This window comes from Cohnella faecalis (genome assembly GCF_003570905.1).
Lineage (GTDB): Bacteria > Bacillota > Bacilli > Paenibacillales > Paenibacillaceae > Cohnella > Cohnella faecalis.
On sequence record NZ_QXJM01000056.1, the window covers coordinates 130,311 to 156,823 of the forward strand.

Annotated in this window: 23 protein-coding genes and 1 pseudogene; 18 read left to right on the forward strand and 6 right to left on the reverse strand. The window is 47.4% G+C overall.

Annotated elements, in window-relative coordinates:
* Positions 1–39: 39 nt before the first annotated feature.
* From D3H35_RS28825 to D3H35_RS34390, 7 genes are all read left to right on the forward strand, one after another.
* Positions 40–1,068: a LacI family DNA-binding transcriptional regulator gene (locus D3H35_RS28825; RefSeq protein WP_158594343.1), complete on the forward strand. Its 1,029-nt coding sequence runs from the start codon at positions 40–42 to the stop codon at positions 1,066–1,068.
* Between the two features lie 175 nt (positions 1,069–1,243).
* Positions 1,244–2,338: a fatty acid desaturase family protein gene (locus D3H35_RS28830; RefSeq protein ID WP_119152531.1), complete on the forward strand. Its 1,095-nt coding sequence runs from the start codon at positions 1,244–1,246 to the stop codon at positions 2,336–2,338.
* Positions 2,335–2,655 (forward strand): MocE family 2Fe-2S type ferredoxin, encoded by a 321-nt coding sequence (locus tag D3H35_RS28835; protein ID WP_119152532.1) that lies wholly within the window; start codon positions 2,335–2,337, stop codon positions 2,653–2,655. The genes D3H35_RS28830 and D3H35_RS28835 overlap by 4 nt, the downstream gene beginning before the upstream one ends.
* Before the next feature lie 18 nt (positions 2,656–2,673).
* Complete coding sequence (locus D3H35_RS28840; RefSeq protein ID WP_199728643.1) at positions 2,674–3,915, forward strand: NAD(P)/FAD-dependent oxidoreductase; 1,242 nt, start codon at positions 2,674–2,676, stop codon at positions 3,913–3,915.
* Between the two features lie 20 nt (positions 3,916–3,935).
* Positions 3,936–4,916 carry an aldo/keto reductase gene (locus D3H35_RS28845; RefSeq protein ID WP_119152534.1) on the forward strand — a complete coding sequence of 327 codons (981 nt, stop codon included), beginning with the start codon at positions 3,936–3,938 and terminating at the stop codon, positions 4,914–4,916.
* Entirely contained in the window at positions 4,894–5,775 is an 882-nt protein-coding gene (locus tag D3H35_RS28850; protein WP_119152535.1) for a creatininase family protein, read from the forward strand. Before D3H35_RS28845 ends, D3H35_RS28850 begins: the two co-directional genes overlap by 23 nt.
* Positions 5,776–5,839: 64 nt before the next feature.
* Positions 5,840–6,340, forward strand: a complete 501-nt coding sequence (locus D3H35_RS34390) for an HAD-IIB family hydrolase (protein ID WP_119152536.1) — start codon at positions 5,840–5,842, stop codon at positions 6,338–6,340.
* A gap of 4 nt (positions 6,341–6,344) precedes the next feature.
* Here D3H35_RS34390 and D3H35_RS28860 read toward each other — a convergent pair whose 3' ends face one another.
* Genes D3H35_RS28860 through D3H35_RS28875 form a run of 4 tightly spaced genes read right to left on the reverse strand, consistent with a single transcriptional unit; the run spans position 6,345 to position 10,185 of the window.
* Positions 6,345–7,454 carry a GerAB/ArcD/ProY family transporter gene (locus D3H35_RS28860; protein ID WP_158594344.1) on the reverse strand — a complete coding sequence of 370 codons (1,110 nt, stop codon included), beginning with the start codon at positions 7,452–7,454 and terminating at the stop codon, positions 6,345–6,347.
* A gap of 25 nt (positions 7,455–7,479) precedes the next feature.
* Complete coding sequence (locus D3H35_RS31055; RefSeq protein ID WP_158594345.1) at positions 7,480–7,722, reverse strand: hypothetical protein; 243 nt, start codon at positions 7,720–7,722, stop codon at positions 7,480–7,482.
* Positions 7,723–7,749: 27 nt separating this feature from the next.
* The gene (locus D3H35_RS28870; RefSeq protein ID WP_119152539.1) at positions 7,750–8,925 is read right to left on the reverse strand and encodes a Ger(x)C family spore germination protein; all 1,176 of its coding nucleotides are present in this window, start codon (positions 8,923–8,925) and stop codon (positions 7,750–7,752) included.
* 3 nt (positions 8,926–8,928) lie between these two features.
* Positions 8,929–10,185, reverse strand: coding sequence for a spore germination protein (locus tag D3H35_RS28875; protein ID WP_233568227.1), 1,257 nt, complete (start codon positions 10,183–10,185; stop codon positions 8,929–8,931).
* Positions 10,186–10,680: 495 nt separating this feature from the next.
* Between D3H35_RS28875 and D3H35_RS28880 the strand changes: the two genes are divergently transcribed.
* The 4 genes from D3H35_RS28880 to D3H35_RS28895 all read left to right on the forward strand — a co-directional run bounded on the left by D3H35_RS28880 (position 10,681) and on the right by D3H35_RS28895 (position 16,049).
* Positions 10,681–11,376, forward strand: a complete 696-nt coding sequence (locus tag D3H35_RS28880; RefSeq protein WP_119152540.1) for a response regulator transcription factor — start codon at positions 10,681–10,683, stop codon at positions 11,374–11,376.
* Between the two features lie 3 nt (positions 11,377–11,379).
* Positions 11,380–12,555, forward strand: a complete 1,176-nt coding sequence (locus D3H35_RS28885; protein ID WP_119152541.1) for a HAMP domain-containing sensor histidine kinase — start codon at positions 11,380–11,382, stop codon at positions 12,553–12,555.
* Between the two features lie 165 nt (positions 12,556–12,720).
* Positions 12,721–13,401, forward strand: a complete 681-nt coding sequence (locus D3H35_RS28890) for an ABC transporter ATP-binding protein (RefSeq protein WP_119152542.1) — start codon at positions 12,721–12,723, stop codon at positions 13,399–13,401.
* Positions 13,402–13,463: 62 nt separating this feature from the next.
* Positions 13,464–16,049, forward strand: a complete 2,586-nt coding sequence (locus tag D3H35_RS28895) for an FtsX-like permease family protein (RefSeq protein WP_147355980.1) — start codon at positions 13,464–13,466, stop codon at positions 16,047–16,049.
* 143 nt (positions 16,050–16,192) lie between these two features.
* On the opposite strand, the pseudogene D3H35_RS28900 reads toward D3H35_RS28895, so the two are convergent.
* A pseudogene (locus D3H35_RS28900) lies at positions 16,193–17,055 on the reverse strand (GntR family transcriptional regulator).
* Positions 17,056–17,342: 287 nt separating this feature from the next.
* On the opposite strand from D3H35_RS28900, the gene D3H35_RS28905 reads away from it, so the two are divergent.
* From D3H35_RS28905 to araA, 3 genes are read left to right on the forward strand one after another with little or no spacing between them, the layout of a single operon-like run.
* Complete coding sequence (locus D3H35_RS28905) at positions 17,343–18,959, forward strand: xylulokinase (protein WP_119152581.1); 1,617 nt, start codon at positions 17,343–17,345, stop codon at positions 18,957–18,959.
* A gap of 2 nt (positions 18,960–18,961) precedes the next feature.
* Positions 18,962–19,657 (forward strand): L-ribulose-5-phosphate 4-epimerase, encoded by a 696-nt coding sequence (locus tag D3H35_RS28910; protein ID WP_119152544.1) that lies wholly within the window; start codon positions 18,962–18,964, stop codon positions 19,655–19,657.
* 39 nt (positions 19,658–19,696) lie between these two features.
* Positions 19,697–21,121, forward strand: a complete 1,425-nt coding sequence (araA, locus tag D3H35_RS28915) for an L-arabinose isomerase (RefSeq protein ID WP_119152545.1) — start codon at positions 19,697–19,699, stop codon at positions 21,119–21,121.
* A gap of 197 nt (positions 21,122–21,318) precedes the next feature.
* Here the strand turns inward: araA and D3H35_RS28920 are convergent, their stop codons facing one another.
* On the reverse strand, positions 21,319–22,446 hold the full coding sequence (locus tag D3H35_RS28920; protein WP_119152546.1) for a hypothetical protein: 1,128 nt from the start codon (positions 22,444–22,446) through the stop codon (positions 21,319–21,321).
* A gap of 465 nt (positions 22,447–22,911) precedes the next feature.
* Between D3H35_RS28920 and D3H35_RS28925 the strand changes: the two genes are divergently transcribed.
* The 4 genes from D3H35_RS28925 to D3H35_RS28940 are packed head-to-tail and all read left to right on the forward strand — an operon-like array spanning position 22,912 to position 26,498.
* Positions 22,912–23,283: a hypothetical protein gene (locus tag D3H35_RS28925; RefSeq protein ID WP_119152547.1), complete on the forward strand. Its 372-nt coding sequence runs from the start codon at positions 22,912–22,914 to the stop codon at positions 23,281–23,283.
* Positions 23,280–24,236, forward strand: coding sequence for a lysylphosphatidylglycerol synthase transmembrane domain-containing protein (locus D3H35_RS28930; protein WP_119152548.1), 957 nt, complete (start codon positions 23,280–23,282; stop codon positions 24,234–24,236). The genes D3H35_RS28925 and D3H35_RS28930 overlap by 4 nt, the downstream gene beginning before the upstream one ends.
* Complete coding sequence (locus D3H35_RS28935) at positions 24,233–25,789, forward strand: alkaline phosphatase family protein (RefSeq protein ID WP_119152549.1); 1,557 nt, start codon at positions 24,233–24,235, stop codon at positions 25,787–25,789. Before D3H35_RS28930 ends, D3H35_RS28935 begins: the two co-directional genes overlap by 4 nt.
* Entirely contained in the window at positions 25,740–26,498 is a 759-nt protein-coding gene (locus tag D3H35_RS28940; RefSeq protein ID WP_119152550.1) for a glycosyltransferase family 2 protein, read from the forward strand. Before D3H35_RS28935 ends, D3H35_RS28940 begins: the two co-directional genes overlap by 50 nt.
* Positions 26,499–26,513: the final 15 nt, after the last annotated feature.

Sequence of the window (26,513 nt, forward strand, 5' to 3'; positions counted from 1 at the left end):
TTAATGTGTTCGAGCACACAATGCAAGGAGAGAGCTGATTTGAACGTTACCATACGCCAGATTGCCGAAAAAGCCGGGGTTTCAAGAGGAACGGTCGACCGTGTTCTGAACGGCAGACAACGGGTTAAACCGGAAGTCAGAGAACGGATCGAGGCGATCGCTCAAGAGCTTAATTATGTTCCTAATGCAGCTGGGAAAGCGCTTGCCTATAATAAAAAACCGGCGTTATTCGGCATCGTAATGCCGCCCAAAGAGATCCCGTTTTTTGATGAAATTCGGGCCGGAATCGACATTGCAGCGGATGAATTGAAAAACCTTGGCATCCGACTTGAATATCGCTACGTCGATAATAAAAATTCGGAAGAGGGAGCGGCTGCCATCAAGGAGCTGGTCGAGGCTGGTGCGAACGGGATTATGTTTTCCGTTATGGATGACGAACGGATTCGCGGTTGCATTAATGAAGCCGCGGAGCGAGGCGTCCCCGTTATAACCTTCAATTCCGATGTGGAACAGAGCAAACGAGTCTGTTTTGTCGGGCAGGATCTTTATAAAAGCGGTAAAGTAGCAGCAGGACTCATGGAAAGAATACTTCCAAGCCGATCAAAAGTCCTTATTCTGAGCGGAAACTTGAATTTCCAGGCGCATCGCGCTCGCGTAAAGGGATTTCACGAAGCGTGCGAAGTTAACGAAAATAAAATTGAAGTCGTACAAATTATCGAAGGCTTCGACCGGTATGACGAAACCCGTTATAAGTTGGATCAAGCGTTGAGAGAGCATGATGACATCGCGGGGATTTATTTGGCTACCGGCCCCATTAAAGCTGCTCTGGACGTGCTCCAAGAACACGGCAAAGCTGGGAAAATAAAAGTCGTTAGCAATGACCTTATTCCGGAAACGGAAGAGGGCTTGCGAAATCGTTTCATCGATTTTACAATCGTGCAGGATCCGAAGCAACAAGGGTATCGTTCCCTGCGCATCCTTTACGATCTCATTTTTATCGGCAAACGTCCTGAGCAAGAGTACTATTATACGGACACTCACATTTATATTCCTGAAAGCTTGACTTGATTTGCAGGCTCTGACCAGCCTGACTTATCCATACTTGACAAATGGTCATAAAACTATCAAAATGAAAATGTGCCCGGGCACGCTATTGTTAAGACAGCAAAAGCGTGATTTTTTTTAGCAATATGTGTGCCCGGGCACACAAAACGATTATTCAGAAACGAAGGGTGGTTTCATCATGGCAATAGTCGTTCAAAAACGCGACTACAGTATCCTTGGGGAGGAAAGCAGGCGGGCTGAAGAAAAAGGGCTTGTAGCTGCCGAGTGGTACACATCGCCGATTCCCCGCGCCAAAATGAAGGAATTAATGAAGCGAAAGGACGGACCGGCCATTCGGGATACGATCATTTGGTTTTTCGGTCTGGTGGTTCTTGGGTACATCGCTTATCTTTCTTGGGGAACGTGGTGGTCAATCCCGGCCTTTTTGGCTTATGGAATGTTATATGCGACGCCTGCGGATTCGAGATGGCATGAATGCGGTCACGGCACGGCATTTAAGACTCCCTGGATGAACGAGGTCATCTATCAGATCGCTTCGTTTATGGTGCTTCGTTCCGCTACGCCGTGGCGGTGGAGTCATGCAAGACATCATACGGATACGATAATTGTAGGCAGAGACCCGGAAATTGTTACGGAAAGACCCCCGCTTTGGAAAATTCTCTGGATGCAGATGTTCGATCTGTATGGCGGGCCGGTCGAAATTAAGCGATTTGTCATGCATGCGTTCGGGAAGCTGGAAGCTCAGGAGAAGGAATATATTCCGCAATCCGAGCATAAGAAGGTGTTCCGCGAAGCTCGCGTATATATGCTGATCATCTTGGCCGTTATCGCAGCATGCATCTATTTCGGCAGTATTCTTCCGGCTATGTTCATCATCTTGCCATCGTTTTACGGCTTTATCCTTGTACTTGGATTTGGAATGACGCAGCACCTTGGGCTTTATGAGGATGTTCTCGATCATCGGCTTAATTCGCGTACGATTTATATGAACCCCGTCCTTCGTTATCTTTATTGGAATATGAACTATCATGTGGAACATCATATGTTCCCTATGGTTCCTTATCACGCTTTGTCCAAACTCCATGAAGAAATGAAAGCCGATTGCCCGCCCGCTCGGCCAAGTTTTTCAGCAGCACTGAAAGAAGTAGTTATGGCGTTGAAAAAGCAAAAGCTTGACCCGCATTATGTGGTCGTAAAGCCACTGCCTAGTACAGCCCGGCCTTATATGTACGGCATTGAACACAAGTCAAACTTGAGGAGCGATATGTCATGACAATCGGCCAGCAATGGATAGAGGTTTGCGGCGTAGATGAAATCGAAGAGGAAGACGTCATTCGGTTTGACCACGATGATCTGACATTTGCGATTTACCGCACGGATACCGGCGATTTTTATGCCTCCGACGGTTATTGCACCCATGAGAAATTCCATCTTTCCAATGGACTTGTGATGGGAAAAATGATCGAGTGCCCGAAGCACAATGGAAGATTCGATATCCCGACGGGCGCCGCCAAGCGTGCTCCAGTGTGCGTAGATTTGAAAACCTATCCTGTAAAAATCGAACAAGATAAGGTGTATATCTATATTTGACTTCCGAGGTGTATGAGGATGAAGGATATTGGAATGGTAATTATCGGAGCTGGAGAATCGGGCGCAAGAGCTGCCGTCGAGCTCCGTGCAAAAGGCTGGGCAGGCTCCATTACCTTGATCGGCAATGAAGACCAGCTTCCTTACGAAAGGCCGCCTCTTTCCAAGCACCAATTGTATCAGGATGAAGAACCTATACCGACTGCCATCGTTACTCGCCAACAAATAAGCGACAACCGAATTCAATTGATCTCGGACGATCCGGCGATAAAAATCGATCCTGTTAATCATGTTGTGGAATTGAAGAGCGGACTTAGCGTACCTTACGAGCGTTTATTGCTGGCTATCGGCGCCAGATCAAGACAACTGAACGTACCGGGCGCAGGAGCTCAAGAAATCCTTTACCTTCGTAACTTTGCCGACGCCTTGCGGCTTCGCGGCAGACTCCAGCCAAGGAAGCATATTGCCATTATTGGCGGCGGTTTCATTGGTCTTGAGGTCGCTGCAAGCGCGATTGCTAAAGGGTGCCGCGTCACTCTGATCGAAGTCGCTCCGAGAATTTTGATGCGGGGCGTTCCGAAGGAGATCGCAGATGAGGTCGAACAGCTTCATCGGCATAACGGCGTGGAATTCATCGTCGGCAAGATGATTGACAGTGTAGATAAGACCGAGAGCGGGTATCGTGTTGTTCTGGCTGACGGCAGTGACGTCGCCTGCGATGTCGTACTTGCGGGCGTTGGGGCCATTCCGGAGACAACACTGGCGGAAGATTGCGGACTGGAAATTGAAAACGGCATCAAAGTGAACGAGTATCTGGTGACGAGCGATCCCGATATATGGGCGGCCGGAGATTGCTGTTCCTTCCCTCATCCGTTGTACGGGGGACGGAGAATCAGACTTGAATCCTGGCGAAACGCGCAAAATCAGGGAGCTCATGCAGCTGCGTCCATGTTAGGCTCGCTTGAGCCCTATGCATCGGTCCCTTGGTTTTGGTCGGATCAATACGATCAGACGCTTCAGGTTGCCGGGCTGACAGACGGTACCGAACAAATAGTGTTCCGTGATATGGGTGACGCCGGCAAATTGTACTTCCACTTGGCGCAGGATGGCCGACTGGTATCCGTAAGCGGCATAGGGCCTGAGGGCGGCCTGTCCAAAAATTTTCGCTTTGCCGAGATGCTGGCGGAAAAACAGGCGAAGCCGGATCCTGCAAGCTTGGCCGATAACGCGGTGAGCCTGAAGGGGCTTCTTAAAAATTCATAAATTAGAAGGTGGAGATAGACTTGCAATATAACACATTCGGCAAGCTTGGAGACCGGGTTTCCAGACTTGGATATGGGGCCATGGGCTTGGGAGGCGAGTTCGGCAATTTCAGTGAGAACGATCTCATTCGTTCGGTGTTAACGAGCTTGGACAAAGGCGTTAATCTCATGGATACCGCACGAAATTATGGGGATTCGGAACGCATTCTCGGTCTTGCTTTACGAGAGTGGAAGGGCGAAAAGCCATTTATCGCTTCCAAGGTTCAGTCCAAAGACCAGAATGGCTGGGGAGGACCGGTGCCTGTCGAGTCCGCATTCCCCAAGGGATGGCTGAGAGAGAGCACTGAAATTTCGCTTCGTCAACTGGGTGTTGAAACCATCGATTTGATGCAGCTTCATCAATATTGGCCCCATTGGGATGACGTGGACTATTGGATGGAAGAACTGCTCCAACTAAAGCAAGAGGGAAAAATCAGGGGCATCGGTATTTCCATCCCGGACCATCGTCATGATATGGCACTCTCTCTTGTCAAAAGCGGAGCGATTGATTCGGTGCAAACCATCTTTCATATTTTTGATCCACTGGCGCTAGATTGCCTTATTCCTATATGCCAAGCGAACAATGTTGCCGTCATCGCTCGTTGTATATTGGACGAAGGCGGACTGACCGGCTTTTTGAAACCCGATACCGAGTTCGGGGAGGGAGATTTCAGAAAAACCTATTTCGAGTATTTGCCGCGCGAAATTTATATCGAACGCGTGGAACGACTGCGAGAGGCCTATATACCGAAATATGCCGAAACGTTGGCCGAGCTTGCAATCAAATTCGTTCTTCATCATCCGGCGGTAACGACGGCTTTGAGCTCGATGCATGTTACCAAGTATGCGGAAGAGAATATTGCGGCCGCTGATCTTACGCCGTTGACCGACGAAATTTTCCTGGAAATCCGACGTTATCATCGATGGGTGAGGAATTTTTATGAAACCAAATATTGGAGATAAGACCTTATGGGCGGAGCTGCTGCCTTTTGAGTTCAATAGGCGTCTGGCCGAAAATCCTGTCGTCTATTTGCCGCTGGGTATTTGCGAACCGCACGGTCAGGTGAGCGCCTTTGGCCTTGATACATTCAAAGCGGAATGGCTTTGTACGGAAGCTGCGAAGAGGATGGGCGGAATCGTCGCCCCCTCTTTGGGGTATCACATTCACGAAACGGGCTATCACGCCCGTTGGCTGCAGGATGAGATCGGCGAAGAAAAAGCGCCTATGACGGCGATGCCGCCCGATGTATTTCTCCTGTTCTTTCTTTACCAGCTAAGAGCGTTTGTGAATTCCGGGTTTCGAACCATCGTGGTGGTGTCTGGCCATAGCGGGGGAAATCAGCGAGATCTTCGGCTGGCAGCCGATATTTTCATGAAATACGTACCGGTTCAGGTGTGGGTATGCAGTGATCCGGAACTGGTCGAGGATTTATTTGAAGGAGACCATGCCGGCAAATATGAAATCTCTCAGTTGATGTACATCAAACCTCCATTCATTGACATGGCCCTTCAAAGGTTAGAAAAAGCCCCCGGATCTGGAGGGCGTCTCGCATTGGGACTTGACGCAAGTGAAGCGAACGAAGCGTTAGGAAAAGAAATCATGGAAGCTTGCCTGGCTCGACTTTGCGATGAAATTTCCCGGCTACAAGCAGCGTGCTTGGACCAGGCCGCCAAAAAAATAACTCCGGCGCAGATGGAAGTGATACGCGGTGAGGTATTAGCCAGCGTCTCAAAGTGGGTAACTACAAAACCTTGGCCCGAACAACAGGCAGTCGGCAAGGAGTCCCAGTGGAAGCCGTTCGAATATTATAGCCCCTTTTAACTATAGAGCTCCGGGCACGATTAGGCATCGAATCCTATGTGAGTTATAACGGACAGTATGTCGTATGGCAAGGCCGGCCCATTTATCAAAATCCGATCCGTCAGGATCTAATCCAAGTTCGAGCAACTGCGAATATCATGCTCACATCGAGGAAAGCATCGCTACCATTCAAATGCAGCATCCCCTTCATGATTCAGCCTATTTCCTCGGCAGGAATATTTATCAAATCCTGTTATTTTGCACAGTGGAAGAGGAGGAGCGCTATCGGAAAAGTTTCCCGGAGTTGGAATTCGTTCGCTGGCACTCCGTATCGATGGACGTGCTTCCGCATGGAGGTTCAAAGGCGAAGGGCATTGAGGCCATAATTGCCGAACGGGGTATCCTTCGAGAAGACGTCGTCGCTTTCGGCGATTATTTGAATGACATTGAAATGCTCAAATTTGCGGGTACAAGCGTTGCCATGGGGAATGCACCCGATATTGTAAAAAGCGCCGCAACACATGTAACCCGCAATGTGGATGACGACGGAATTTGGCATGGCGTGCGAATTGCCGGGCTGTTGTAGCAGCTTACCCCTTGTGAATCTTTGCGCGCCAGTCATTCAGCACGGTTACCAGTATAATGATAAGATTGGGAACAACACCGAAAAAAGTAATAATTAACGGCCACTCTGCCGTTACATTTTCGTTAAATTCCAATTCGTTTCGATACATGGTCATTGTAAGAAGAAAAGTCAGGAATGCTGTCGGAAAGATTAGAATCTTCTCGTCCTGCAGCCGAAGCAATCTGGATAGGGTCGCATTAAAAATAAACAGCACAATCGTTGCCTTCATATAGGACGCAGCGATCAAGGTCATGCCGATGACCGACTCGATCCGTTCAATAATATCAGCGACTTCGACCAATCGTGCAAGCTCGAACAAGGAAAATTTAACAGTTGCGGCCATCGGACCTAAAGCCATGATGGTGCATAAAATGGACAGCGATAAAGAGATCGCGTTGATTAGCAGCGCGGAGAACATCAATTTGCCGAGATGTTGCCGATCCCTTCGAATAAACGGTAATACCGTTGAGAATAGAATAATCTCCCCATAAGGAAAGCCCCAAGTTTGATAAATGCCGAAAAAGGTTTGCTTGAAACCTTGCTCAAAAACGGGGGTAAGAAGCTCGGGACGGTAGGAAGAAAGATTAAGCAGCAGAACAGAGAACACGAATATAAATAGGGCGATGAGAAGCAGCATAAACATTCGGGCCATCACTTCAATTCCCGCACGAACGGTAATGGCTGCTGTAAACAGGATTAGCAAGTGAAAGACATAGGAAGGCGTTTCCCTCATCATTGTGCTGTTAAAAAATTGACTTATACCGATTGTTATATTGGATAGCATAAGAAGCAGCATGCCTAAAAAAGGAATAGCTATGATTGTGGTCGCTATCCGGCCAAGCGTTAGCTCGCTATACTCGACAAAAGTCAGATCAGGGTATCTTCGGTGCAAATAGAGGATACAAGCAAGCACTAACGTCCCAAGTCCAAACGCAAGCCACAGCGAAATCCAGGCGGCGTTTTTTGCAGCACCGGTTAAAGGCGCTGGAATCCAGACGATCGCTGATCCGGTAATGTAGGCTAGAAAGAGTGCCGCCATTTGCCAAGAACTAACCGTGTACCGCTTTTGCATCATCGATCCCCCTTTTTTGAAATCCTCGTTAAGAAGGGATTTTGATCGCTTCCACGATGTGCTTTGCCGCATCTTTAAAGATGAAATCAAAGAAGTCATCCAAGTTCGGAGCGTGCAGGGATAACAAATAATCGACGCTAAGATATACGGAGGCTGTCATTAACAGCCCGTAGCCAAGCTTCAACCGAAGGCTTCTCATTTTCAATTTCGGACCGTCGTAAATAAAAAGAGCGGCATATAAAATGAATAGAAGCACGCTTTTTTCGAACATCGTTATAACCTCAATATCCATTCAAAGTTAGTTGGCAAGATGCTGACCTATGTTTGCGCCGGTATTGAACACGTTAACCTCAACTTCAACTGTAATCGGAAGCTTGGAAAAGCGTTCTTCCCATTCCGGTTTCCATCTTGCCCACAATGCGGGATCCTGTCGAAATATCCGATTTCCGATTCCCAACGCATCCAGCTTACGCTCCTGTAAAAACTGCAATGTGAGATCCAAATCCTGTTCAAGCGATTTTTTTATTTTTTGATTAAACTTTGCCGCTTCCTCCGGCGATTTGATGGAAGAGCAAATCAACTCGCCAGCGTAGCCCCGAGCTTTGATCGAGATGCGGGCCTTAGCCCTATCGTTTGTGATCTTAACTTCGGTCACCGTTTTGATGGATTCCACTTCGACCGATTCCATCTTCCTGATTTCCGGGGCTTTGTGGTCAGCGCAAGGTGCTTGGAGAACCCCTCCTTTATATTTACCAATCAGCATGAGCAAGCTTTCGATTCTTTCGGTGGGTATATCGCTCACCCATTTTCCTTTCCTCAATATTTGCAGGCCCGTAACAGTAGTGATTGATGCCCCATTCTCCCGGTCAAAATAAATGTACGGTACCGATGAAACTTCTGTTTGGCTTTTGAGATCCAACATCAGATCCCGAAGTGAAATTCTCATCGTTTTTCCGGCATATTTATATGAAAATCGGCCAACCTCCCGCAGTTGCTGGCTCGTGCTCGCTTCAATGAATGGTTTAGTTTTCAAATAAGCGTCGGCTCTGTCTTTGCCGATCATTACGGACATAGACAGACGCGGTTCGTGATCCCGCGCAAAAAAATCGAGGATTTCTCCAATATCCCTTTCTTGGGCCAGCTTTTCCCCAATAACAAGAATCCGCATGTGGGTCCATGACGCTTTTCTGCCCAAATGAATCGCGACGTCACGGACGGCTTCAAATATGCTTGCTCCTTTTGTTTTAAGATTGATGAATCTTTCGCCAGAATTACCGCTGTTTCCCGAAGAATCCTTTCCTCCGCTCGTCGGTTTATAGAATTGTACGGTTAGATCAATTTCCGATCCATCTTCCGTTAGGTCAATAGCAACTCCTTGAACAAATGCGAGCTCATCTAATTCCACTCGACTCCAGCAACCGGTAAGTAGAAATAGAACTAACACGGATAAAGTCGCGAATCCGTATGCTCTCATCGTTCAACCTTCTTTCTTCGTTGAGGAGGTCGAATGATGCCGTTGCTTATTGCGCGGGTAACGATGCAATATTTCCAGAGGCATACGGACAAACACATCGCGCAATTGACGGAACCGAGCTGGACCAATGGGCGCCAAATAGGGCTGCCCCAATGAACGCAAACTCATCAAATGCAGCGTTATCCACAAGAATCCAATCATTAGCCCGAATCCCCCTAATATAGAAGCAAGGAGCATAAGCGGAATACGTAATATTCGGACGGTCATGGAGAGATTGTACTGAGGAAGCGAGAAGCTTGCGATCGCCGTTAGCGATACTACAACCACCATGATTGGGGATGCTATTCCTGCGTTGATAGCCGCCTCGCCGATAACGAGCGCTCCGACGATACTGACGGCTGAGCCAACGGGACGAGGTAGCCGAACCCCCGCTTCGGTCAGAATTTCCAAAAAAAAGATCATAATAAGCGCCTCCAACAAAGCCGGGAAGGGAATTCCTTCCCGAGTGTTAAGGATAGCGAGCAATAGCACAGTGGGAATCAACTCGGGATGAAAAGTTGTCAATGCTATGTAAATAGCCGGCAGCACGATCGTCAAAAAAAATGAAATAAACCGCAAAAGCCGGATCATGCTTGAAAAACCCGTTCTTTGGTAATAGTCCTCGGGAGACTGTAAGAACTCCGTGAAAAGACCCGGGCAAATAAGAATACTAGGACTGCCTGAGACCATCACAATAATCTTCCCATCCAGTAGGGCAGCGACAGCCGTATCCGGCCGTTCGGTGATTCGGACTTGCGGGAAAGGGGAATACAACGAATCTTCAAGCAGTTCCTCGATATAGGAAGTTTCCAATATTTCCATCTCTTTAGTCCGTTCGATTCGCTTTTCAAACTCGGCCAAAGTTTCCGGGTTGGCGGCTCCTTCGATATAACCGTAAGCCATTTCAGAGTGAGTTTTTCCCCCTGCTGTCAATAAATTTAGTTTAAAGTCAGGGGTCTTCAGCCGGATTCGCAGCAGACCGATATTTTTCATCAGATTTTCGACAGTGCTTTCGTGCGGGCCTCTCACAACCGGCTCCGTCAAAGTTTCTGTCACTTGTCTTTCTTGTATCGATAATGCTTTGAAGCTCAGTGCTTTGTCCCATTTGTCAAAGAGGACAACGACATTGCCTCCCAAAATATCACGAACCGCTGTATCCAAATCCCCAATGATGTGCGCGGTTTCTGCAGAAGCTCCGTGATTTTCGAAGTAGTTGAACACGATATCGGGGTCACATTGGCGGCCTGTCCGACATGATGGGGAACCAAATCCTGCATGGCCGCTTTAAAGTAATTTTCTTTTTTTTCCTGAACCAGCGAATAGCAATAGATGGCTTTGGCCGAATATTGAAGGTTATCTCCATAATTCCAATGGAGGAAGATGAAGTCCTTGCATCCTGAAAAAATTTCTTCTAACCGCTTAACGCTATCAATCAAGCTCGGGTGAATCGGCTCTTTATTCTCGTCATCGTCGCTTTTTGTCTTCTGGAATTCGTGAAACATGTCTTGGGGGAGTTCACTCCTTTTCCTGAACAGACAGCGGAATTATTAAAGGGTTAAAGCTAATGTTTCCGTACGTATGGAAAATTATTCATCACGGGGTTTCATACCGCCTGTGCATGCATCTTCGACTAACTTGGATATCGCAACCCGGTGTGCCTTATACTATACTAAGAAAAATCATTTTTACCTGAATTATCGTGAAATGAGGTATACCATGAATCATATTTTACTTGTTGAAGATGACGTCAACTTCGTTTTCGGAATTGAATATACCCTATCAAGTGAAGGATATACGGTTACATTGGCCGGCAGCTTAGAAGAGGCCAGAAAGGTATTTGCTAACGGCTCCATCGATCTCATTTTGTTAGACGTTAATTTGCCTGATGGGTCTGGTTACGAGCTGTGCAAGGAAATACGGGTATCGTCTCAGGTTCCCATCATATTTTTAACGGCATTGGATGAGGAGATCCATGTCGTCGCAGGACTTGATCTGGGTGCTGATGATTATATGACCAAGCCTATTCGAATCAAAGAACTTCTATCTAGAATGAATGCCGTATGGAGACGAAACAATAAAAGCATCGAAGAAGTAAAGTTATGGAAATCAGGCGACATTCAAGTGCGCGTTCTCGAAGGAACCGTATTTAAAAACAATTCAGAAGTCATCCTGACAGCGCTGGAATATCGACTGATGTTGATGTTGATCACTCATTCGAACCAAGTTTGCAGCAGAGGAGCGCTTCTTCATCATTTATGGGATATGTCGGGCGAATTTGTCGACGATAACACTCTTTCGGTACACATTAGAAGGCTCAGAGAGAAAGTGGAGGATGAACCTGCTGCACCCCAATATATCATTACGGTTCGAGGAGTCGGATACAAATGGAATGCCGAAGTGTCAGGGAGATGAATCATGGTTGAAGTGCTGAGAAATCCAGAATGGAAGTCGATCGCCTTGAAGGCGCTTGTCTTGCAACTGTTGTTTTCCGTCATGATGTTCTTTTATATGAACAACCAGGTCGAACGGATTAACCATACTATTGTTGACCAGAATGCAGCGCTGATTGGGCATATATTGAAGCAAGAGCCTCAATTTGAAAGTGAAATTATTCGCTACATTACCCAAGGCCCGCAAGAAAATGAAATCGCAGAAGGCAAACAAATTTTGGCGCAGTATGGATACAAAGCGAATATGTCTGTTGCGGATCAACCGGCGCTTTCAGATCAAGCCTTGCCCTTGAAGGCGTCCATTCAGGTTTTGTTTTTTGCCATTCCGCTCTTGCTCTTGTTGTTATGGGAATACCGCAAAATATTTAGCAAAATAAGAACCATAGCGGTTGCTGCTGCGCAGGTCGTGGAGCGCCAATTCGACAAACCGCTGCCGGAGAACGAGGAAGGGGATTTTGGATCTTTAGGGCGAAGCTTCAATGCGATGGCCGAAAGACTTAATAACAGCCTGGAGCAGCTCAAACATGAAAAAACCTTCCTTCGAAACCTGCTCTCCGATATTTCTCACCAGCTTAAAACACCACTGGCATCCTTAATTGTGTTCAATGATAATTTGTTGAACGACCCCAAAATGAAGGAAGAGACGAAGAACGCTTTTCTGGAACGAAGCCGGCAGCAGCTTGCACGAATGGAATGGCTCATCGTCAGTTTATTGAAGATGGCACGGGTCGAAACCGGTACAATCCTATTTCACAACAAAGAGGTTCAATTAAGGAAGCTAGTTAACAAGGCCGTCCATTCATTGAGAGCGTTATCGGAGCAAAAGTTGCTGAAGGTGTGCATCTCGGGTGGCGAAGAAATGCTCGTGGAGGCCGATGAAGAATGGCTAACCGAAGCATTCCTTAATTTGATTAAAAACGCGATGGAACACTCTCCCAAAGAAGGAGATATCCAGATTGTATTGGAGCAAACTTCATTATTCAATACCGTGCATATTCAAGATTATGGAGAAGGCATTCCCCCCGAGGAGCTCCCTCATATATTCAAACGTTTCTATAGCGGGAGGAGTACCGCAAAACCGCAAAGTGTTGGAATCGGCTTGTCTCTGGCCAAGTCCATTATCGAAGGACAAGGGGAATGATAACCGTTGCAAGCAACCTAAGAGAGGGAACCGTGTTCAGCATTTCATTCTTAAAGGAAACAGGCGAGAGGAAGCTTACGAAAACGTAAGCTTCCTCTTCACTTTATCGTAAGCAAGGACGCTTATTATTAAAATCAAAGTCATATCACTTCTGGAGGGACATCAGTGGAAATCCTTAAAATCATCAATTTATGCAAAACCTACGGATATACAGAAGCTCAAGTCAAGGCATTGAATCATGTCAATTTATCCGTCAAGCAAGGCGAATTCGTGGCGATTGTAGGCGCAAGCGGCTCTGGAAAAAGCTCTTTGCTGCATCTGATCGGAGGAGTGGACCGACCGACAAGCGGACAGGTCATCATAGATGGCGTTGACATTTATAGCAAAAATGAAAAGGAGCTTGCTTTGTTTAGAAGGCGTAAAATCGGATTTATTTTTCAATCGTACAATCTGATTCCGGTGCTTACGACAGAAGAAAATATCAAGTTGCCCATGCTGCTTGAAAGAAAAACAGATGAAGGATATGTAGATGAGCTGCTGGGAATATTAGGTCTGATGGACAGAAGGCATCATCTTCCTTCCGAATTATCAGGTGGACAACAGCAAAGAGCCGCCATTGGACGAGCTCTAATCAACAAACCCTCCATCATTTTGGCAGATGAGCCGACGGGCAATCTGGACAGCAAGCACAGCAAGGAAATTGTCGATCTTCTTACTTTCTCCGTAAAAAAATATAATCAAACGTTAATTATGATTACGCATGATTTGAATATCGCTCAAAGAGCGGATCGAGTCGTCTACATTCAAGACGGTTTTCTCAAGCAAAATGAGGTGAGTACACATTGAGAAACTATACCGGGCTTACCGAGAAATATTTGTGGGGTCAAAAAAAGAGATCCATTCTAACGATGATCGGCATAGTATTGTCGGTAACGCTGCTCACGTCGATTGGAACGATTGCAACAAGCTACAAGGATAAGTTAATTAGACAAACGATGCAAAGCTACGGCGATTACCATGTCTCGTTCAACGGTATTCCTGGAGAAGCTGTATCGAAAGTGAGCAATTATGCAACGGTTGGAAGCGCCGGGATTATCAGCAGAGAAGGATATGCCGTCATCAGTGAAACGGATGAAAAAGAAAAGAAAGAAAATCCGGTTACCGCGCCATTTCGTTACCTGAATGTAAAGAGATATGACGCAAACGCAATGAACATGCTGCAAGTACGGTTAGAATCGGGCAGGCTGCCGGAAAACGCGAATGAAATTATCCTTTCTTCATGGGGACTGAATCTATTTCCGAATAAACCTAAACTTGGAGATCATATAAAACTAAACCTTGGAGTTCGAACGGTAGCATCGACCGGCAAAGAGAAAGCGATTAACGGGATGGGCGATTTTGGTTGGGATCTGGATGAAGCCTTTCAAGCCCGAACTCAAAAAGAATTCAAGGTAGTCGGCATAATGAAGCCGCCGAGCAACAGTGCTTGGTCATCCGCCTTCATCATACCAGCCATTACCTTCAACGATAACAAGGCCATTGATCCAGACAGACCATACTTCATTTACGCCAAGATGAAATCGATGGATCAAATAAAAAAGAAGACGGAATCTATTGTGTCTTCGTTGAAAATAAACGATACCGATCAAGGCTCCGCTTTGCAGCTAAATCGGGACAACAGTATCAAAAATGTAAGAATCGAATTCAATAATGAATTGCTTAAGCTATATGGAAAAAGCACCTACGACGGTGTGAACAAAAGTTCGATACTAGCATTAGCAGCTATTATCGCTATTATTCTCATTTGTACCTTTGCGGTAATTTATAACGCTTTCCACATTTCCGTCTTGGAGCGAATAGCGCAGTTTGGAATATTAAGATGTATCGGAGCTACGCCTTCACAAATTCGCAATATCGTTTTAAAAGAAGCTGCAATATTGAGCTTGGTTAGCATTCCAATTGGTTTGTTTACCGGAACTCTATTTATGAAGATTTTGTTTTACAGCATTAGTTTTATTTCGTTAGGGTTTCTAAATGATATGAAAATGGTCGTTTCCATTCCGATATTAGCTTTTGCTGGATTACTGGGGCTTCTGACGGTATATATCTCCGCTATCGGACCAGCGAAACAAGCAGCCCGTGTCTCTCCGCTTGAAGCTGTAAAAAGCTCGGGGAACACGAATGCGGAGAAAATAACGAGAATCAAGAAATCCGCATTCATGAAGAAGCTGCTTGGCCTGGAGGGGCAGTTTGCCCGACGGAACTTACAACGGAACAAGAGACGTTTCCGAATTACGGCTTTCTCCATGATAATCAGCGTCATTTTGTTTATCGTCTTCAGCGGAATAGTCGATTTCTTGAAGCAGACGTCGTCATCGGGTATGCACTATTCCTATTCTATTAATTATGAAGGTCCTTCGAAGCGGATCCCCGATTCCGTTTATCAGGATGTTCTCAAGCTTGAAGCTGTGCAAAAAGCCTATAAGTTTTATAATCATCAAGTGGAGGCTATCATTCCAAAGAATAAGATCAATCCCAACTATTATGAGGTAATGAAAAGTATGTATTCCGTTGATGTTGGAGAGGGATATCGAACAGGTAATAATTACCTTAACTCCTTAGGAGATAACGGCTTGGATGATTTAAAATCCAAGCTCATTGAAGGGACGATCGACAGGGAGAAAATGAACCGGGAGAATGGCGTGATCGTTCTTCAAAAAATAGCGATGATAACGGAGAAGGGCAAGAAGCTCATTATCGATCAGACCAACTTTAAGGTAGGAGATCAAATCCAAATTCGTTCGCCGGAAGAAGGCAAGAAGGAGTACACAACGGTAACCGTGGTCGGTGTTGCCGATCAGGAATTACTGTCGAGCGGGTATAGCGAAAGTCATACGGTTGGGTTCATCACTACGCCAAAAGTAATTGCAAAAATTACGGGGAATGATGCTTTCTCGAGAATATTGATCATTGCGAACCCTGATGCACCTAACGCCCCTATAACCGATTACCTTCAAGCTTTAATCAAGCAAGACGCCGGGTACAGCTATATGGATAAAGTGGCGGAGTCTGAACAAGCCAAAAATGACGAAATGACATCCCGCATTTTGCTATACGGTTTTATCGGTGTTATTGACTTGATTGCGTTCATAAATATTTTGAACACCGTGAGTACGAATCTGATTCTTCGAACCAAAGAGTTTGCTGTGCTGAAGGCAATCGGTATGACGCAAAAGCAATTGAACAAAATGATTTTATTAGAGGGGGCACTGCTTGGGGTTTTTGCCGCATTAAACGGAATTTTGATCGGGGTTGCGCTAGATTTTTCAATACAACGCCTCTTCTCGGACGTTGTGGAAATGGCCTGGACAATTCCGTGGAGAAATATGGGCATCGCATTCGCAGGTGCAATGATTACAATTCTTGTTGCAACGATATGGCCGATGCGTACATTAAAGAAAGTCAATATTGTCGATGCACTCCGAAGAGGATAGACGGAAAAGAGCAGGTGGAGGAGGTCGCCAGCCTTCATGGCCTGACGGCGACCATCGGGAACGATGATGACTTGGCCTGTGAATCTGCATGTTCCATACTGGAGCGGCAGATCACAGGCCTTTTTAAGCAGGATCTTCATTGATTATTCCTCTTCGATTGCTTTTACTGTTTCTCCCGCAATTAATACGGGGGAGTAATAATTAGTTGTAGCCAATTTTTTTTACCTTGTAATAGTTTAATCACCCAGTCTGCTGCGTCGCGTCCCATTTGTTCTTGGTGGTGTGTCAGCGTCGTTAGCTTGATGCTGGCGTTTTTTGCGATATACGAATTGTCCTGGCCAATAAGGGATAACTCGTCCGGAATCGAAATCCCCAGTCTTTTACAGGCATTTATGACCTCCAAGCCTACCTCGTCGTTATAACATACTAGCGCAGTCAATCCGCCCCGGTAGTCAATCAGGAACTTTTCCAAGCTGGCATGGAGATCTGACTTCGTCGTCGTATCGAAAGAAAGCACTAGCTCAGGATGGAACCGTAATTTGGCTTCCCCTAGAGCTTTAATGAAGCCTTTCATTCTATATTTACCTTGCAAATCATCCATTTTCGCGATGATACCAATCTGGGTATGTCCTTTAGCGATCAGCTCCCGGGTTGCGATGTAGCTGGACTGAACGTCATCGAGACAGAAGAAAGGAACCTCCAGCTCCTCATAGTAGGCATTGATCATCACAAGTGGAACATCCTGTTCGACGCCGATCGTTTTTTTTGCGGGCCTTCCGTTTGACCTGGTTCGGTACTGCTTGCTTACGTAGGTGCCGGATCCTTTTTCGCTTCTTAGAAACCCCTCGTTCGACAATTCCAGAATCGCCTTCCGTACCGTCTGCCGGCTAACGTTGTAGCTGATCTGCAAGGCGGACTCCGTTGGGATTTGATCTCCAGATTTATAGGTTCCAGAAAGAATATTGCTTTTAATATCATCAATGATAGCTTGGTATTTTGGCTGCACGAAGTTCACTTCTTTCATCGTCTTTTGAAGAGTTGTACGTACATGTTCTAACATGAACGGTGTAGAGCGAAAAGCAACGTAATAGCTTGCAAACTTAACCTTTTCTCTTTGGAAATACGATTTTATGTACGTACTAATTTATTTTTATTTGACACATGTACGTACATGTAAATATACTTAGGCTAGAACTAAACGGGAATATCTACTTCCTTATGGCGGAAGTAATCATTTTGCAAATCAATTTCGTTTGAATGTTTTGCGCGAACAGGGAGGGGGCATAGGTGAACATGGATCATATAGATTTGAAGAAAGCGATAACCAAGGGAGAAACTTCGCTAGGTATCGAATTAGGTTCTACGCGGATAAAAGCAGTGCTGATCGATCATCGTTTCAGGGTCATCGCATCAGGAAGCTGCGAATGGGAAAATCGATTAAAAGACGGATACTGGACGTACAACCAGGAGGATATTATTACAGGCCTCCAACTGGCTTATCGTGAACTAAAACAGGAAGTGGAAAGAAATTATGGTATTACCCTCAGGACCGCGGGGGCGATAGGGTTTTCTGCTATGATGCACGGGTATATGGCATTCGACAGCACCGGCAAACTGCTGGTCCCGTTTCGAACATGGCGTAATGCAACAACTGGCGCGGCAGCAAGGGAACTAACGGACTTATTCCAATTCAATATACCCGAGCGCTGGAGTATTGCGCACTTGTACCAAGCCATTCTAAATCAAGAGGAGCATGTACCTCATATTGATTTTTTGACGACACTGGCCGGATACATTCACTGGCTGCTGACTGGTAATAAAGCGATTGGCATCGGGGATGCTTCCGGTATGTTCCCCATTGAGGAAGCGACCTATCATTACAATTCGTTGATGACCGAGCAATTCAATGAGCGAATCGCAGCCAACCATTATCCGTGGAGGCTTGAGGATATTCTTCCTAAAGTCTATCTCTCTGGCGAGCAAGTCGGCGAATTGACGGAGGCGGGGGCCCGTATTCTGGACCCCGTGGGGGATTTGCAATCGGGCATTATGCTTTGCCCTCCGGAAGGAGATGCCGGAACAGGCATGGTTGCTACGAATAGCGTAAGAAAACGTACGGGTAACATTTCCGTGGGTACTTCCGCTTTTGCAATGATTGTATTGGAGAAACAATTATCAAAGGTTTATCCCGAGATCGATATCGTTACGACTCCGAATGGCAGTCCGGTCGGCATGGTACATGCCAACAACTGCTCCAGCGATCTCAACGCCTGGGTGGGATTGTTCCGCGAGTTTTCCGAGGCTATGGGATACGAAACGAATTTCGGAAAATTGTTCAGTGTGCTGCTGAATAAGGCGTTGGAAGCCGACCCGGATTGCGGCGGATTGCTCAGTTATGGTTATCTCTCGGGCGAGAATATTACGGGAATGGAGAGAGGTCGGCCGTTGTTCGTTCGCTCGCCCGAAAGTAACTTCAATTTGGCCAATTTCATGCGAACGCATTTATTCGCTGCATTCGGAGCGTTGAAGCTTGGCATGGACATTTTGACCGACAACGAAGCTGTAGCTATTGACAGCATTATGGCTCATGGCGGCTTATTCAAGACTGCTGGTGTAGGGCAAAAAATAGTAGCTGCGGCGCTGAACGTGCCTATCTCTGTAATGTCCACAGCCAGTGAAGGCGGGGCTTGGGGCATTGCGCTGCTGGCCTCTTTCATGGTCAACAAGGATGAAGATGAGAGCTTGGAGCACTTTCTCGAAGATAAGGTTTTTCAAAATGTCGAAGGACAAGAGATGGCTCCGGATAGAGCAGATGTGTGTGGATTTGAAGTATTCATAGAACGCTATAGAAGAGGACTGGCTATCGAACAGGCTGCCGTAGACCATTTACTGGAGAATGGGAGGGGTTAGCGTTGTTAGAACAGCTAAAAGATGAGGTATATCAAGCGAATTTGGAGTTGCCGAAGCACGGCCTCGTGAAATTCACTTGGGGTAATGCGAGTGCAATCGATCGAGAAAGCGGCCTATTCGTGATCAAGCCGAGCGGAGTCAGCTATGAAAATATGAAGCCCGGCGACATGGTGGTCGTGGATCTTGATGGCAATGTGGTCGAAGGAGTGTTAAGACCCTCTTCAGACACTGCAACTCACGCTGTACTGTACAAGCATTTCCCGGAAATCGGCGGCATTGTGCATACTCACTCTACCTGGGCAACCATTTGGGCGCAAGCGGGATTGGATGTTCCCGTTATGGGAACAACGCATGCGGACACCTTCTACGGTGCTGTCCCCTGTGCGCGGTTCTTGAACCAAAAAGAGATTGATCGCGGTTACGAAGCGGAAACGGGCCGTGTCATTATCGAAACGTTCAAGGAACGCGGACTGAATGTCATGGCAATCCCCGCCATTCTGCTTCAAGGCCATGCGCCGTTTACCTGGGGTGAAGACGTGAAATCAGCGATTGTGAACAGCGTCGTACTGGAAGAGGTTTGTAAAATGAATTTATACGCACGGCAATTAAATCATTTTGCAAAAGAACTGCCGCCGGGCATTCTGGATAAACACTATCTTCGTAAACACGGGAATGATGCCTATTACGGGCAGAAGTAACTACCTTATCCAATAAATAAAGAAAAGAGGATGTTCTGGATGTCAACAACAGCAGCTAAAGAGTTTTGGTTCGTAGTAGGTTCGCAAAATCTGTATGGTGAAGACGCGTTAGCTGAAGTCAAAGCGAACGCTCAATTGATGACAGATGCTTTGAATAATAGCGGTTTGCTGCCTTATCCTCTTGTATTGCAAGAGCTAGCTGTCAGCGCGGATAAAATTACAAGTATCATGAAAGAAATCAATTATCGAGATAAAGTAGCGGGAGTCATCACGTGGATGCATACGTTCTCGCCTGCAAAAATGTGGATTCGCGGAACGAAGCTGCTGCAAAAGCCTTTGCTTCACCTGGCAACTCAATTCAATGAAAGCATCCCTTGGGCAACGATCGATATGGACTTCATGAATCTGAACCAGGCCGCACATGGTGACCGCGAATACGGCTTCATCAATGCTCGTCTGAAAAAACAAAATAAAATTGTTGTTGGTTATTGGGGATCCCTGGATGTGCAACGGCAAATTGCGGAGTGGATGGACGTAGCAGTTGCTTATAATGAAAGCTTCCACATCAAGGTCGCACGTTTCGGTGACAACATGCGCCACGTCGGGGTAACGGAAGGGGACAAAGTGGAAGCTCAGATTCAATTCGGGTGGACCGTGGACTACTATGGCATCGGAGATCTCGTGCAATACGTGAATGCCGTCACCGAGCAGGAAATCGATGAGTTGATGGCACAATATGCGAATTTGTATGAATCTGATTATGGCGCAAACAGCAAAGAAGCTTGGGAAGCCAGCGTCAGAGTGCAAGCAAGCTATGAAATCGCCATCAAACGTTTCTTGGATGAGAAAGGCTACAATGCCTTTACTACGAATTTCGAAGATTTGCACGGGATGAAACAGCTTCCCGGTCTTGCCGTGCAGCGTCTGATGGCTCAAGGCTATGGTTTTGCCGGCGAGGGCGACTGGAAGACGGCCGCGCTCGATCGTCTGCTGAAGGTGATGAGTCGCAATCAAAATACTGGTTTTATGGAAGATTACACTTACGAGATGGCGGTCGGTCAAGAATCGATCCTTCAATCCCATATGCTAGAGGTAGATCCTACCTTGGCAAGCACCCAGCCCAAAATTATGGTCTCCCCGCTCGGAATTGGAGGCCGTGAAGCTCCGGCGCGCCTGGTATTCGACGGTAAATCTGGCGAAGGCGTCGTCGCATCCATCATTGACTTCGGTACTCACTATAAATTACTCATTAACGAGGTTTCTGCGTTCGAGCCGACGGTTCCTGCTCCTAAGCTGCCCGTGGCCCGTGTACTGTGGAACGTGAAGCCGAACTTCCAAGAAGGGGTAAAAGCTTGGATCGAGAATGGGGGAGGCCATCATACCGTCGTTTCCTTCAATCTGACAACGGATCAACTCGTAACCTATGCGAAGCTGGTTAACTTGGAATACGCCGTCATAAAGTGACTATCAATTGTACAGACAGGGGTCCCACCACATTAAAACGGAGTTGTGCCTGTCCTCCGCAGGGTTGCCAGAACAAGGTGACGAGTTATGGGCAGAACTCATTCGCGAATCCACGAAAGCTTCTAGATCGAAGGTACAAAAATAAACTAACAGTAGGGCCGGCATAATTAATGCCAGCCCTACTATTATATTCAACCTTAATAGATTTTATAACTCTCTGTTGTACCTGATTTAGTATAATCGATTGATCCGCCATGAGACCAAGTTTCACTTTTTATTCCTGTTACGGTTTCCCAATAGGTCGTTGAAGATCCGTTATTGGTGAGGAAACGGAAGTTTTTCCAAGAAGCATAGGAGGTCCATGAATTGCTGAATTTTGTGGTGTCTGTAGCAGAACTGTTCATTGCAATCGTAGTCAAGCGTTTTACAGATTTCCCTGTGCTGTTTACTCCAGTGAAAGACACATCGTATACAGTAGTTGCCCCTAATAGATAACGTACTCTCAATGTGGCTTCATCATATTTATAATACACTTTAAAGAAGCCGATATCAGTTCCAGGCGTCATTGGCCGGTTAACATCATAATAATAACCGCCGCCGGAATTGGAATTATGCCCACTATTTAGAGTATGAGTCCCTTTAGCATGAAATCCAGGATACCACCCAGCTGCCAAACTCAGTGACTTTGCAGTTACAAGACCTACTTCTGCATAGCCATTTGTTGCGCTGTCAATCCCGATATACAAGTTAGAAGATTCGCCTGTAAGATAAGAATTATTAATATCTACAGTAGGCAATACAATTCCATCTGCAACTGCCCCGGTGAAGCTTGCGGACAAGCTAGTGCTTTCAGGCGTTTTTATTCGATGGAATGCACCACTGCTAGCTCCGACTGGTTTTGGGGAAGTATCCGTTAGCAGAGAAGAAATGCGAACCTCGTTTTTATTTGAAACTTTATTTTTATTTGGATTTTCATGTTTAAATCTTTCAACAACATTTCCGCTTTTGTTACTTTGCGCTTCAGTAAGAATGCCGTCTTCATCGAAAGTCAAACTAACGTATTCAGCATTTTTTAATTTTTTTATTCTATCTTTTATCTTAGAGTCAACTTTTTTTTCAGTAATCAATTGATCAAAATCGGCATCACTTTTATTAAAGTCACTTGTTGATAGAGAGGAATAACCGTTATAGTTCAATTCCTCGTTGATAATCTCTGCTAGACCACGTTCAATTTCATTTGCCGATTTTTTTTCAGCAGAAACTCCGACGGCTGGCAGCAAACTAACACATAGTGCCACAAATAGTGTCAATTTAATTTTCTTCATAGTTACAACTCCCAACTTATTATATTCATGTTGCTGTATACCCCAACACCAGTAGTAAGTTTCCCTATCCTCCTTTGAAATTTCAAAATTGTAAATTCCTGGTACAATAAAATTTAACCAAATAATTTAAAATATGTAAATAGCGTTTTGTGTCGAAAAATATATTTCCAAAAATAGATACCACTGATCAGTCTTTACTGACTTCGCTTTGCCCCTCCAAATGGAATATTTCACCTCACCCCTAAAATAAGACAAACCGTTTATGTTTTAGAGGCCCTGTAGAGTAGAAGAATGAAGCATGATTCTTCTCAACGGACAAAAGGGTTGCCTTATTGATGTTAGCTTGCGAAAACAAATTTCATTTTCACATCATTCTCTCATTTTCGTTCGCTATAATGGCGAAAGACATTTGGAATGATAATCAATCTCAGTGATAACGATGTCCATTTCGAGAGGAGCATGGAGATGAACGCTCAATCTCTTCGACCTATGAAGCAGCATCCGCGTCAACGGGCTGCGAGACGGAAGCCGCCTGCTGCAAGGATCAAGTATGCGATGCTCGAGGCGTTAAGCGAGCTGGGCGATGCTGAGCCGGCGGTGCTGGCGGAATCGTTGAACGTGCCGGTCCAGTCGGTTCGCAAAGTGTCGCAGCGGCTCATCGTCAGCGGCCTCGTTCGTCTATCGGGCGACGCTGTAGATGACCGGTTGGTCATTACGCCGAACGGTAAGCTCGTAGCCGAGTCGGCGCGAAAAGAAAGAAGAAAGCGGCTCGAACGGAATAGCGGAGCGACCGCCGCAATGGACAAAGAGCCGTCTCGACGCAACCCGGCTCCGTGAGAGTCAAACCGTTCGTTGTCGCGACTGCGGCGCTGCTCTTCCTTGCGTTCGTGCTGATGAGCTGGCAGCTGTTCGATCATACCGCGATGCAGCGGCAGCTTCGGACACTGCTCGACCATCCGGGATGGCTTCTGGCCATGTTCGCCGCCTATGCGCTCTCGTTCGTGCTTAAAGCGGAGGCGTGGCGCGCATACGAGAAGAGAGAGCAGCGTCTCGCCGTTTATTTGCACGGCATTCATTACAGCTTGCTGGTCAATCATCTGCTTCCGGTGAAGCTTGGCGATCTCGCTCGCGTCGGCGTGCTAATGAAGGCATCCCGAAAAAAATGGGACGAAGCTCTCCATTCCGTCGCTGTTATGAGACTGTTGGATTTGCTCGTGCTTGGCACGATTTCGTCAGCGGGAATGCTGCTTCTCGGCTTAACCGTATCATGGACGGCGATGATAGCGGCAGCGGTTCTAATACTTGCCGCCATCGTGACGGTGAAGCTGCTGCCGGAACGGAAGACGGCATTTTTGCGAAAGCACGCCCGAACGGTGAAAGCCGTTGCGCTGTCGCGGGACGGACCGTACATTGTCGCCTTGACAACGTTGAGCTGGGTGCTCGAAGCCGTCATCCTGTTCGGTGTCATCCGTTTGAGCGGGTTCCATTTTGGCGCGTTATCGCTCGTTTGGGCGAACAGCATGACGGTCGGAGGCCAGGTGTTCCACATTACGCCCGGCGGCCTCGGAACTTACGAGACCACGTTAAGCGGCACCTTGTCGTTATTGGGAGCAAGCTGGGAGAACGCGTACGGCGCGGCATTACTGACGCATGGCATCAAGTTCGCGGCCGCTTTTTTGCTCGGAGGCTATTCCTGCGTACGAATGCCGATTGGCTTGCGGGAGGCCGCAAGCTGGATTCGGCGACAACCGGGTAGGACGATGAGACCCGACGAAAGGACATCTCAATGAAAAAAGCTTCTTCTTTTGAAATCGTGGCGGCAAGATGCTGGAATTTGCTCAACGAGGGCAAGCCGTTCCTGCCGATCTTCGTGGTCGGAGCGTTCGCGCTGTACAGGGCCGATCAATGGCTGGACAGCGGTTTCTGGCTGGCGGCTTTTCAAAGCCTGCTGCTCGTCGTTCCGCTGCTGGCTATCTATTATCGCTACGATTACCCGCTGTTTCTTCGCAACTATTTGTGGCTGCCTGTCGTGGGAGCGCTGCTCGTATGGGAGCCTGCCGATTTGTCTCTCTACGCCTCGGCAATCGGGCTGTATTTCTTTTTCACCGTCTTTTTCTGGGGCACCTTCTACTACCGAATGCGCATCGGCACGACATGGTGGAACTTCAGCCGCTTCTGGAAGCTGGTGCTCAAGAACAGCGATTCGACGAGCGGCAACGCGCAGGAGCAGCTTCCGAAGCTGCTGCTCGTGCTGTTCCTCTGGAACCATTACTACCGCGCGATCGGTTCGGGTGAGTCGCAGCTATGGCAGACGGCCGACCTTTCCGAAGGACTCGTACCGTTAGGTTTATTCACAGCCGGACTGTGGTTATACAGCTGGATTTTGCACGCCAATCTGTTCGACTGGAAGCCGAAGGAAAAGGAAGGGCTGACTGAAGATCCGGATGCGACGGGAAGAGGGCTGAACGAGAAGGTTATCGTTATCGTCGTCGACGGTATGCGCAAGGAAAGATTCGAGGAAGCGGAAGCTCCGTTTCTGAAAAAGCTGCGGGCGGAAGGAACGGAGTACGCGCAGATGGAGACGGTGTATCCGGCGCGGACGGTTGTGTGCTTCTCCTCCATGTTCACGGGAGCTTATCCGAAGGATCACGGCATTCGCTCCAACATGGTATGGAAGCTGGGCATCAAGGTCGAGAGCATCTTCGATTCGCTGCGCAAGGTAGGGAAAAAAGGAAATCTCCTCGGCATCGCCCATTTGATCGACTCGATGGGAGACGACGTAGAGAGCGTGACGGCGGTCATGCACAACGATTTGGCCGACCGTCAGATCATCGAACGGGCGAAGCGAATCATGGCTGAGCAAAACCCGGACTTGTTCGTCGTTCAACTGATCGGCGTCGACCAGACGGGACATAGCCGAGGCGTGCTTTACGACGAATACATTCAAAAAATTGCCGAGGCCGACAAGCTGATCGAGGAATATGTAGGATGGCTGACCGACCGAGGAATGATGAACAACACGACGCTGATCATATGCGCGGACCACGGCCAAGCGGACGGAATCGGCGGACACGGCCATTTGGACGAAGGCGAGCGGTTCGTACCCTTTTTCATGCACGGCCCGGCCATTCGTCAAGGGTGCCGGATCGATGAGCGGCATTCGCTCATTTCGATGGCGCCAACGATCGCCCGACTGCTGGGAGCGCCCTATCCGAACCGAAGCCGGGGCCCGGTTCTGACGGATGCGCTTAAATCGAGCCAAACCATCGATACGGACATAAGGGAGAATTCGCATGAACGCAGTCAGAAGCAAGAAGCTGGTCGTCTTTATCCCGGCGCATAACGAAGAAGGAGATATCGGAGACGTCATCTCCCGCATTCCGCGCGATTTTCATCCGGAATACGCCGTCCAGGTCGTCGTCATCGACGACGGCTCCACGGACGGTACCGTTGCCGTCGCCAAGAAGGCCGGAGCGGATCTGGTCGTATCCTTCGGGACGAATCGGGGGCTGGGCGCCGCCGTCCGCGAAGGCTTGGCGCAAAGCTGCTCGCTCGGAGCGGACATCGGCCTCATGATCGACGCGGACAACGAATATCCGCCGGAGCAAATTCCCGATGTCGTCGCGCCGATTCGGGAGGGAGAGGCGGACTATACGTTCGGGTCCCGGTTCAAGGGGCGAATCCACGGCATGAGATTGCATCGCCGCCTCGGCAATTATGCGTTCACGCTGCTGCAGTCCATTCTGCTCCGAAAGTGGATTTATGACGGACAATCCGGCATGAGGGGATTCTCCAGAGAAGCGATGGAGCGGGCGGAAATTATTCACGACTACAACTACGCCCAAGTGCTTACCCTCAATCTGGTAAGGAAGGGCTTCCGGCTGCGCGAGGTTCCTATCGATTACCGCGTAAGAACGCGCGGTCAATCCTTTATTAAGATGAGAGCCTACCTGTCGGCTGTTCTGCCTGCCATTTGTAGAGAGATGAGGCGACCGGCAGGAAGCCGGAAAGTGCCGAATCGAAGCGGGAAAATCCAGGAAACGTTGTCTTAAGGGGTGTTGGAACGA

What these genes read in the sequence shown, in the direction of transcription:
- D3H35_RS28830 (WP_119152531.1), top strand. Translation starts at nt 1,244, where the DNA reads ATGGCAATAGTCGTTCAAAAACGCGACTACAGTATCCTTGGGGAGGAA.
- D3H35_RS28835 (WP_119152532.1), top strand. Translation starts at nt 2,335, where the DNA reads ATGACAATCGGCCAGCAATGGATAGAGGTTTGCGGCGTAGATGAAATC.
- D3H35_RS28840 (WP_199728643.1), top strand. Translation starts at nt 2,674, where the DNA reads ATGAAGGATATTGGAATGGTAATTATCGGAGCTGGAGAATCGGGCGCA.
- D3H35_RS28850 (WP_119152535.1), top strand. Translation starts at nt 4,894, where the DNA reads ATGAAACCAAATATTGGAGATAAGACCTTATGGGCGGAGCTGCTGCCT.
- D3H35_RS34390 (WP_119152536.1), top strand. Translation starts at nt 5,840, where the DNA reads ATGGCAAGGCCGGCCCATTTATCAAAATCCGATCCGTCAGGATCTAAT.
- D3H35_RS28860 (WP_158594344.1), bottom strand. Translation starts at nt 7,454, where the DNA reads ATGATGCAAAAGCGGTACACGGTTAGTTCTTGGCAAATGGCGGCACTC.
- D3H35_RS31055 (WP_158594345.1), bottom strand. Translation starts at nt 7,722, where the DNA reads ATGTTCGAAAAAAGCGTGCTTCTATTCATTTTATATGCCGCTCTTTTT.
- D3H35_RS28870 (WP_119152539.1), bottom strand. Translation starts at nt 8,925, where the DNA reads ATGAGAGCATACGGATTCGCGACTTTATCCGTGTTAGTTCTATTTCTA.
- D3H35_RS28880 (WP_119152540.1), top strand. Translation starts at nt 10,681, where the DNA reads ATGAATCATATTTTACTTGTTGAAGATGACGTCAACTTCGTTTTCGGA.
- D3H35_RS28885 (WP_119152541.1), top strand. Translation starts at nt 11,380, where the DNA reads ATGGTTGAAGTGCTGAGAAATCCAGAATGGAAGTCGATCGCCTTGAAG.
- D3H35_RS28895 (WP_147355980.1), top strand. Translation starts at nt 13,464, where the DNA reads ATGATCGGCATAGTATTGTCGGTAACGCTGCTCACGTCGATTGGAACG.
- D3H35_RS28905 (WP_119152581.1), top strand. Translation starts at nt 17,343, where the DNA reads ATGGATCATATAGATTTGAAGAAAGCGATAACCAAGGGAGAAACTTCG.
- araA (WP_119152545.1), top strand. Translation starts at nt 19,697, where the DNA reads ATGTCAACAACAGCAGCTAAAGAGTTTTGGTTCGTAGTAGGTTCGCAA.
- D3H35_RS28920 (WP_119152546.1), bottom strand. Translation starts at nt 22,446, where the DNA reads ATGAAGAAAATTAAATTGACACTATTTGTGGCACTATGTGTTAGTTTG.
- D3H35_RS28925 (WP_119152547.1), top strand. Translation starts at nt 22,912, where the DNA reads ATGAACGCTCAATCTCTTCGACCTATGAAGCAGCATCCGCGTCAACGG.
- D3H35_RS28935 (WP_119152549.1), top strand. Translation starts at nt 24,233, where the DNA reads ATGAAAAAAGCTTCTTCTTTTGAAATCGTGGCGGCAAGATGCTGGAAT.
- D3H35_RS28940 (WP_119152550.1), top strand. Translation starts at nt 25,740, where the DNA reads ATGAACGCAGTCAGAAGCAAGAAGCTGGTCGTCTTTATCCCGGCGCAT.